1 protein-coding gene is annotated in these 3,141 nt (G+C 73.7%); it reads left to right on the top strand.

Annotation, left to right across the window (positions count from 1 at the left end; all coding sequences use genetic code 11):
* The coding region (locus AC2CHE_RS26660) for a non-ribosomal peptide synthetase (RefSeq protein WP_484507581.1) at positions 1–3,141 on the top strand (3,141 nt) is incomplete at both ends.

Below are 3,141 nucleotides of genomic sequence, written 5' to 3'. Positions count from 1 at the left end.
GCGCCGACCCGGCCGCGCCGGTGCCCCCGGCGGCCGCCCAGCGGCGACTGTGGCTGCTGGAGCAGCTCGCCCCGGACAACAGGGCTTACCTGCTGCCGGCCGCCCTGCTGGTGCGCGGCCGCCTGGACGTCGCCGCGCTGCGCCGCGCCTGCGACGAGGTGATGCGGCGGCACGAGGCGCTGCGCGCGGTGTTCCCGGAGACCGACGGCCGGCCCTGGCTGGTGGTGCGCCCGCAGGTGCCGGCCGAGCTGGTGGTGCACGACAGTACGGAGGGCGCGGAGGCCGAGCTCACCGAGCGGTTCTTCGACCGGCCGATCGTCCTCGCCGAGGGGCCACTGCTGCGCTGGGAGGTGCTGCGGCGCACCGACGACGAGGCGGTGGTGCTGCTCGCCATGCACCACATCGTCTCCGACCAGTGGTCGCTGGGCGTGCTGCTCGGCGAGGTCATGGCGCTGTACGCCGCGTACGCCGCCAGCGCGCCCAGCCCGCTGCCCGCCCTCGAGGTCCAGTACCCGGACGTCGCGCGCTGGCAGCAGGACGAGCCCACCGACCCGACCGGCCTGGACTACTGGGTCCGGCAGCTGCGCGGGGCGCCCGCCGAGCTCAACCTGTCCCTGGCCCGGCCCCGACCACCGGCGAAGACCTTTCGCGGCGGCGCGCTGCACCTGACCGTACCCGTCGAGGTGGTACGTGACCTGCGCACGCTGGGCCGCGCCGAGGGGGCCACCCTGTTCATGGTGCTGGCCGGCGCCTTCCAGGTTCTCCTCGGCCGGCTCAGCGGCACCGAGGACGTGGTCGTCGGCACGCCGGTGGCCAACCGGCGGCTGCCCGAGCTGGAACCGTTGATCGGCCTGTTCGTCAACACGTTGGTGCTGCGTACCGACCTCTCCGGCGAGCCCACCTTCCGGGAGCTGCTGCGCCGGGTCCGGCAGGTCTGCCTGGACGCGTACGAGCACCAGGACGTCCCGTTCGAGCGCCTCGTGGAGGCGCTGCGCCCGGACCGCAGCCTGGCGCGTACGCCGCTGTTCCAGGTCGGGTTCGCCCTGCAGAACGTCCCCTTCCCGGCGTGGACCGGCGGCGGCCTGCGGGTCGAGTCGCTGCCGGTCCACGCCGGCGCGGCGAAGTTCGACCTGGAGCTCCTGCTCACCGAGGACGGCGACGCCGTCCACGGCCGTCTCGAATACAGCCTCGACCTCTTCGACGAGGCGACCGCCGAGCGCATCGTGCACTACCTCCAGGTGGTGCTGGCCGCGATCGCCGCCGACCCGGAGCGGTCCGTCGGCCGGCTGCCGCTGCTCGACGAGACCGAGCGGCGGGAGGTCCTGGCGCTGGGCGACGGCGGCCACCGCGACTGGCCCGGCGCCGGCCTGATCCACGAGCAGTTCGAGGCGCAGGCCAGGGCGACCCCGGACGCCGACGCGCTGCGCTTCCGGGACGAGCGGCTCAGCTACGCCGAGCTGGACCGCCGCGCCAACCAGCTCGCGCACCGCCTGCGCCGGCTCGGCGTCGGCCGGGATGTGCTGGTGGGCGTGTGCATGGAGCGCTCCGTCGAGATGGTGGTGTCGCTGCTCGCCACGCTCAAGGCCGGCGGCGCGTACCTGCCGCTGGATCCGGCTCTCCCGCAGTCCCGCATCGCGTTCATGCTCGACGACGCCCGGGTGCCGGTGCTGCTCACCCACAGCCGCCTGGCGCCCTCGCTGCCGGCATTCGACGCGCACGTGCTCTGCCTGGACGAGGTCACCGCCGACCTCGCCGGCGAACCGGCGTCGCCGCCCGCGGTGGAGGTGGACGGCGAGGACCTGGCCTACGTGATCTACACCTCCGGCTCCACCGGACGACCCAAGGGAGTCATGAACGTCCACGCCGGCATCCGCAACCGGCTGCTGTGGATGCAGGACGAGTACCGGCTCGACGCCACCGACCGGGTGCTGCAGAAGACCCCGTTCTCCTTCGACGTGTCGGTCTGGGAGTTCTTCTGGCCGCTGATGACCGGCGCCTGCCTGGTGATGGCCGAGCCGGGCGGCCACCGCGACGCCCGCTACCTGGTCGAGACCATCCGCCGCGAGCGCATCACCACCGTGCACTTCGTCCCGTCGATGCTGCGGGTCTTCCTGGCCGAGGACGGGGTGGCGGACTGTCCCGGCCTGCGCCGGGTGCTGTGCAGCGGCGAGGCCCTGCCGCGTGAGCTGCAGGAGCGGTTCTTCGCCGTCTCGACGGCCGAGCTGCACAACCTGTACGGCCCGACCGAGGCGGCCGTCGACGTCACCGCCTGGGCGTGCCGCCGCGACGGCGACCCGAGGCCGGTGCCGATCGGCCACGCCATCGCCAACACCCGCATCCACGTGCTCGACCAGCTGTTGCAGCCGGTACCGGCCGGCGTGGCCGGTGAACTCTGCATCGGCGGGCGGAACCTGGCCCGGGGCTACCTCAACCGACCGGACCTGACCGCGGAGCGGTTCGTCGAGCACTCGTTCGACCCGGCCCTCGGTCAGCGCCTCTACCGCACGGGCGACCTGGCGCGGTTCCGCGACGACGGCGCCGTCGAGTACCTGGGCCGCCTCGACCACCAGGTGAAGCTCCGCGGTCACCGCATCGAGCTGGGCGAGATCGAGCAGACGCTCACCGACCACCCGGCCGTTCGCGACGCCATCGTCACCGCCCGGCCGTACGGTGGTGACCAACGGCTGGTGGCCTACCTGTCCGGCGACGAGCCGCCCGCCGCCGGCACCCTCATCGCCCACCTGCGGCAGCGGCTGCCCGACTACATGGTGCCGGCCGTCTTCGTCACGCTGCCGTCGTTCCCGCTGCTACCGAACGGGAAGGTGGACCGCTCGGCGCTGCCCGAGCCGGAGCTGTCGCGGCCCGACCTGGCCAGCCCGTACGAGGCCCCGCGTGACGATCTGGAGCGGACCGTCGCCGCGGCGTGGAGCCGGCTGCTCGGCATCGAGCAGGTGGGTGTGCATGACAACTTCTTCGAGCTGGGCGGCCACTCGCTGCTGATGGCGGAGCTGCGCGGCGCGCTGCAGGACACCATCGGCCGGCCGGTCACGCTCGTCGAGCTGTTCCAGCATCCGACCGTGCGCGCGCTGGCCGAGCACCTGGCGGCCCCCCCGGCCGCCGATCCGCTGACCGCCGCCCGCG

The sequence above is a fragment of the Micromonospora sp. ATLC16 genome, from assembly GCF_057196645.1.
Note: the sequence above shows the minus strand (reverse complement) of the source record. Positions and strands in the feature narration are given on the sequence as shown.